Genomic DNA, 6,903 nt, shown 5'->3' on the forward strand with positions numbered 1-6,903 from the left:
CCCTCCCACCCCTTGCTGGTTGGGGATAATTCCGAAAGCAAATTCTCGATCCATCCAGTTAAAAACTTCTTTATCCGCATCAAGGGTTGCCATCTGAAAATTCTCACGGATCTGACGTAGAAAAGCTTGTAATTCTGGGTTAGTTTGGGACTGTTTTTCTGCTTCTTCCCATCCCTGTTTAAGATTATTCCCACTCCAGAGTGCGATGGTATCTCCGGGTAAATAATTTAAAACTTGATTTCTGCTGGGGGAAGGTAGGTTAGAAATAGTTTCAGGAGCAAGTTTAGCCACCATTTGTAACTGTAATCCCGTATCGGTGACACCCACTCCTGCGACAATATCCTGAATTTTTGCTAATTCTTGCCGACTTTGGGGAGATAAATTAGCATCTGCTCCCAAGATTTTGGCATAATCATCGATATAAATTGTTGCTAGGGTATTGGGTAGGTTGAGGGATTGGGAAAGCAGTTTTATCACTTCCAGTTTACTGCTAAAAGATGGCTGTCCTTGGTAGGTATTGATCGCCGCTTCTAACACCTTTTTATCGTAGGATATCAACAAAAAATCGCCAGTAACGGCAGTATAAATAGTGGTGTTATCCTGCCAATCTATAGCAGTAATTGTAATACCTTTGTAGTCACTGGTGCTAGTTTTGCGATTAACTTTTTGTCCTAGTTGTTTCTGGAATTCCGACGCTTTAATTTTATCTTTGATCCCGATAACCGTTAATAATTCCGATTGTCCGGGGGTAGCTGCGGGAAGGAAAGCAAAGCTAATACTACCGATCCAAGGTTCGATATCCCGTTGATAATCAATCTTATCGGTGAAGATATTTTTTTGTAATTCTTCTAGTCCTTGACTAACCGCAGTTCGCGATTCTGGTGTACCATATTTAGCTAACACTGACCAAGCTTTTGCATCCGTGGAGACAAAACTACTAGCAAAGGCAGTTTCTGGGATAACTTTTGCCGATTCTAAGGGGGTGAATCTTTGCCAAGGTAGTTGTCCTCGTAGATAAAGATAGACACCTCCTGCGGTTACTGCTGTTAGTCCTAAGACGACTAAACAACCGGGTAAAAATGATTTTTTTGACATACAATTGTGGTTTGGTTAAAAAGTTCGATACTTGGCGATCAATTTGCCTCTGGTTGTAGTCTCTAGATCAGTCCTATTGTAGTTATCCTAATTATCTTATCTTATCCCCAAAGGGAACGGGTAAAATTTTAGCTAATTTTTCCGAAATTATTGCTAATTACCGAAGAAAATTAGCTCATTCTTGGTTAGCTTGCCAACCCACCCCTTGATTAATATTAGTCAACCCATTAGCCTCTAATTTTTCTGTTAATCCTTGTAAAATATTTGATACTAGCCAGGGTCCGCGGTATAACCAACCGGTATAAATCTGTAATAAACTCGCACCAGCCGTAATTTTTTCCCAAGCATCATCGAGGGAAAAAATGCCTCCCACCCCAATTATCGGTAAATTGCCTTGGGTTTGCCGATAGATAAAACGGATCACTTCTGTGGAACGTTCCCGCAAAGGTTGCCCACTAATTCCCCCTGCTTCTTCAGTGATTGGTTTACCAGTTTCAGGCAGAATTGTGGTTTTTAATCCCGTGCGTTTAGTGGTGGTATTAGTAGCGACAATTCCAGCTAACTGATAGGAGAAAGCTAACTCAATAATTGTTCTGATATCTTCCCATTCCAAATCGGGAGAAATTTTCACTAATAGGGGTTTTCTGCCTTGATTTTCTGTTTGTAAAATGTCGAGGATTTTATCGAGTTGTTCCCCACTTTGCAGGGAACGCAAACCGGGAGTATTGGGAGAACTAACATTAACGACAAAATAATCAGCATGGGGGAATAAATAGCGAAAACTGCCTAAATAGTCCTCTGGAGCCTTTTCTAGGGGCGTATTTTTCGATTTACAGAGGTTAATACCGATGGGAATCTGTCGGGGTTGTCGTTGCCAAGATTGCTGGAGAGTTACCGCTAGAACCGGCGCACCTAGGTTATTTGCCCCCATACGGTTTAATCCCGCCAAATCTTCCGGTAAACGAAATAATCTCGGTTTTGGGTTGCCCGGTTGCCCTTCTAGGGTGACAGCACCCACCTCGGCAAAACCAAAGCCGAAATTATGCCAAAGTCCTGCCCCTAAACCGTCTTTATCGAATCCTGCCGCCAATCCGACGGGATTGGGGAAATTTAACCCCCAGAGGCTTTGAGATAGGCGAGAATCGCTAAAACTGAGGGATTCTGATAATTGTGAGATTAACCATTGTCCCCAAAATTCCCCCCGCGAGCGATCAATTTTTTGCAGAGTATTTAATAATTGTTTTTGTGTTCCTTCTAAATTGCCCCGAATAGCCTTGAAAGCTAGAGGATAAAAAGGTTTAATTGTATCAATTATATTTGTCATAAGCTGTTAACTATTTAAATTACTTGTTGGGACAAGGCAAGAGGCAAGAGGCAACAGTAAAGGGATTGGTGGAAATTACGCTTATCTAAGAATAAGCAGTTTAAATGCGTATTAACCAAATTTACCTTGCTTTCCCTAGTTTATAATCCCCAAGACTATAAACCTTGACGAGGATTAAAAGTTTCAATCGCCCGTATTTTTTGATAAAGTTCTAATTCTTCGAGGCTAGGATTGGGAGGATTAACTAAGATAATTTCCACTAATTGATCGCCCCTTTCTCCTTGGGAAGTGGGATAACCTTTATTAGCCAAACGTAATCTTTGACCGCTTTTAACTCCTTTGGGAATCATCATTTTAACTAACCCGTCAATGGTAGGAATTTCCACAAAACCGCCCACAATTGCCTCGCTAGGAGTAATCGGTACTTGACAGACAATATCAGAACCTTGAATCCTAAAAAAAGAATGCCTAGCGATAGTTATTTTTAAATATAAATCACCCCCTTCAATACCCTGACCTTTGAGACGAATTTTCTGCCCATCGATCATAGCTGCCGGCATATCAACCTCTATTGATCTACCATCTTCCAGACGAATTCTTTGTCTGCCACCTTGATAGGCTTTCTCTAAAGGTAAAGTCAATTTCGCCTCCACATCTCGACGAGTTAAACGGGGAGAGGAGGCAATTTTAGCACGCTTAGTATTAAGGTTATTAAAATCTTTAAACTTCCATAAATCCTGTTCTGTACGGGGCATTTTTCCATTCCCGTTACTATTGGCTTTTTCCCCCGGACGTATCCCACGGCGCTTAATCCCCGTCAAGGAACGATTATACTCAACCCGTTTTTCTTCATCGGAGAGAACATCATAAGCTTCATTAATATCTTTAAACTTTTCTTCGGCCGATTTATCCCCCGGATTAACATCAGGATGATATTGACGCGCCAGTCGTCGAAAAGCCTTTTTGATCTCGTCACCAGTAGCCGTGCGAGATACTCCTAAAACATCATAATAATTAACTAATTGTGGCATATATTCAGTTATCAGTTATCAGTTATCAGTTATCAGTTATCAGATTTGAGTTTTAAGTGAGCAGTATGTATTAAGCGAGCAGTATTAAATAGTAGTTTCCCACTGTCTTTTGACTGATTACTGATCACTGTTTACTGATTAAAACCAATCATCATCGTCATCATCCCAGTTATTTTGGGGGGGAATATTGCGGGAACGATTGCCGCTGCTGCGGTTACTTTTACTATTGTTATAACTTTTTTCCTCCGAAGGGGGGGGACTTTGCCAATCGCTATCGCGGCCATTATAGTAATTGTCCTGATTGCGGGGGCGATAACTATCTTGATTAGCCGAATAATTGGGTCGATAATCACTTTGATAACCCGGTGTACTGGGACGATAATCCTGACGATAACGATCGCGACGCGGTTCGTAGGGAAGCTCATCTTCCTTATCCCCGGTAAAAGTCTTGCGAATAGCGCTAAAAAAGCCCTCGTCTTCCTCGTCGTATTGTAGCCGTACCTCGCGATTTAATTCATAGATAACATCCTGTAGGTCTGCCTGGGCGCGATCAATGCGACGATCATCATTTTTCTCCAAAGCGTCGATAATTTCCGTACTCAAAGACTCAATTTGACGACGATAAGAACGGGTGAACTCATTACCAAAATCGAGAGTAACATCTTTTAAGCGTCGTTGAGCTTGATCCACCAGAGAGCGGGCGCGATTGCGTTTATCGACCTTTTCGCGACGGGTACGATCTGCTTCGGCAAATCGGGCAGCATCGCCAATCATGCGGTTAATTTCCCCTTCGCTGAGGGTAGAAGCGCCTTGAATGGTGACACTTTGCTCCCGTCCGGTCATTTTATCCCTAGCGGTGACTTGTAGAATGCCGTTAGCATCGATATCGAGGGACACCTGCACTTGGGGAATGCCCCGGGGTGCGGGGGGGATACCGGTTAATTTAAAACGTCCCAGGGATTTATTATCGCTGGCCATTTCCCTTTCCCCCTGCAAAACGTGGATTTCCACCACAGTTTGATTATTTTCGGAAGTGGAAAAAAGGTCAGATCTGCGGACGGGAATAGTGGTATTGCGGGGGATTAACTTTTTCATCACACCGCCGATGGTTTCTAAACCCAAGGATAAAGGGGTAACATCGAGGAGCAGCACGTCTTTGACCTCGCCGCCCAAAATTCCCGCTTGAATAGCCGCCCCGACCGCTACAACCTCATCAGGGTTAACATTTTGATTGGGTTCCCTATCGATAAAACTCCGCACTAAATCCTTCACCACCGGCATCCGCGTGCCGCCGCCCACCAGTACCACTTCGTCCAGTTGGACGGGGGACAAACCGGCATCAGAAAGGGCCCGTTTGAGAGGACGACGGAGACGACTGATTAAATCGCCGCATAATTCCTCAAATTGGGCCCGACTCAGGCGAGTTTCGATGTGTTTGGGTCCGTCTTCCGTGGCGATGATAAAGGGTAGATTAATATCGGTGACGCTGACCCCAGATAGTTCAATTTTGGCTTTTTCTGCCGCTTCTGTCAGTCTTTGTAGGGCTTGCCGGTCTTGGCGCAGCTCCACGCCTTCCTGTTCCAAAAATTGATTGGCTAACCAATCGACGATTCTTTTATCGAAATCATTACCGCCTAATTGGGTGTCGCCACTGGTGGCTTTCACCTCGAAAACGCCGTCCCCCACTTCTAGGATAGAAACATCAAAAGTACCGCCTCCCAGGTCAAAAACGAGGATTTTCTTGCTTTCCTGTTCATCAAGACCGTAGGCTAGGGCAGCGGCGGTGGGTTCGTTGAGAATCCGCAGCACTTCTAACCCGGCAATTCGGCCCGCATCCCGGGTGGCTTGACGTTGGGAGTCATTAAAATAGGCGGGGACGGTGATGACGGCCCCGGTCACTTCTTCCCCTAGATAACGGCTGGCTTCTTCGGCTAATCGGCGTAAAACTAGGGCGGAAATTTCTTCGGGGGCAAATTCTTTTTGCAGACGGGGGCATTTAATTTTGATACTGCCCATCTCATCCCGGCGGATGGTGTAGGGGACGCGCTTCGATTCGGGGTTTAATTCCGAGTAGCGACGACCTATGTAGCGTTTGACTCCATAGTAGGTGTTTTGGGGATTGAGTACCCCTTGTCGCCGGGCCATTTGACCGACCACTAACTCCCCATCTTTATTAAAACCGACCACAGAAGGGGTGGTTCTCATGCCCTCCGAGTTGGCGATGACCACTGGCTTTCCGCCTTCCATCACGGCGACGACGGAGTTAGTTGTCCCTAGATCAATGCCTACTACTCTACCCATGCTTGTTTTTGTCTCCCCCTAGATTTCGATAACTTCGGGACTTTTACCTTCGATCGATAGTTTAAATCGCTTAATGCTTGTTGACAATATTGTATCGAATTGTCTTAGGTTCTCGCTCTCGTTTCGGGGCGGATTAAGGGTGTGATTACCGAAGTGGTCTTTTAGCGACTCTGGCGATCGAGCTTGGGCGGGTGAAAATATGGCTAGATTTCCAGATTTTCCCTATCCACTAATTCCGGCGGCGCTGGACAACAAATAGAGATTCTTTCCCCTGTACTGGGGTGATTGAAAAGGATTTGATTGGCATGGAGATAATAACCACAATCTCCCGGCACTGCATCCGGTCGCGGTAATCCCCCCACGCTATACAAGGGATCACCGATTAGAGGATGGCCAAAAAAGGCCAGATGAATGCGAATTTGATGGGGTCTGCCCGTAAAAATTTCTACTTCTAATAGGGTACTATCGAGATGTTTTTTTAAGACTCGACCTTCACTGCGGGCCGATAACCCATCTGTGAGCGCACCGTAAACGTAGCCTAAAATGGGATGGGCGATTTTACCGATCGCTTGATTAATAGTAAAGTTATCTGGTATGTCGCCCTGACCCACTAAAGCTCGATATATTTTGGTAATTTTCCCCTCTCGCATCTGTTGACTTAATTTAGATCTAGCTGGCTTTGATTTCGCCATTAAGACTATGCCAGAAGTGCCGCGACCAAGACGATGAATTGGATAGGGAGTGACATCGGCATAATGCTGATGTACCAGATGGATAAGAGTATGTTCGAGAAATCCACCCCCCGCTAACACGGGTAATCCCGAAGGTTTCGCCACCACTAACACCTCGGTATCCTCGTAGAGTACCTCAAAAAAGAGCGGTACATCCGGTTCTGTCCAAGGCGGGCGCTGATAGGTCAATTGCTGCCCGATTTCTAAGACTGTATCGGGGTAAGCGGGACGACCGTTGACTAGAATTGCTGCTGATAAAATGCGATCGAGCCATTCTTCTGGGCTAGAATGGGGATATTTGCCCGTATAGTAGGCTAATAGGCTTAATCCTGCCTGATTTTTGCTAATTTTATCTCGATAAATCCAACCTTGATTGGCCATTGGGGAAGTGGGGTGTGGGGAAGTGGGGAAGTGAGGTGTG

5 protein-coding genes are annotated in these 6,903 nt (G+C 45.0%); all 5 read right to left on the reverse strand.

Features of this window, described 5'->3' with window-relative positions:
* Positions 1-1,095, reverse strand: a 1,095-nt coding sequence (locus IQ224_RS20075) for a DUF3352 domain-containing protein (RefSeq protein ID WP_194033410.1), incomplete at its 3' end; no start/stop codon positions are given.
* Positions 1,096-1,270: 175 nt separating this feature from the next.
* Positions 1,271-2,419 (reverse strand): quinone-dependent dihydroorotate dehydrogenase, encoded by a 1,149-nt coding sequence (locus IQ224_RS20080; RefSeq protein WP_194033411.1) that lies wholly within the window; start codon positions 2,417-2,419, stop codon positions 1,271-1,273.
* A gap of 155 nt (positions 2,420-2,574) precedes the next feature.
* Positions 2,575-3,450: a J domain-containing protein gene (locus IQ224_RS20085; protein ID WP_194033412.1), complete on the reverse strand. Its 876-nt coding sequence runs from the start codon at positions 3,448-3,450 to the stop codon at positions 2,575-2,577.
* 138 nt (positions 3,451-3,588) lie between these two features.
* Positions 3,589-5,751, reverse strand: coding sequence for a molecular chaperone DnaK (gene dnaK, locus IQ224_RS20090; protein ID WP_002748289.1), 2,163 nt, complete (start codon positions 5,749-5,751; stop codon positions 3,589-3,591).
* Positions 5,752-5,954: 203 nt separating this feature from the next.
* Entirely contained in the window at positions 5,955-6,863 is a 909-nt protein-coding gene (locus tag IQ224_RS20095) for an RluA family pseudouridine synthase (protein WP_002748287.1), read from the reverse strand.
* Positions 6,864-6,903 lie beyond the last annotated feature (40 nt).

It is taken from the genome of Microcystis sp. LEGE 00066 (genome assembly GCF_015207925.1).
Classification (GTDB): domain Bacteria; phylum Cyanobacteriota; class Cyanobacteriia; order Cyanobacteriales; family Microcystaceae; genus Microcystis; species Microcystis ichthyoblabe_A.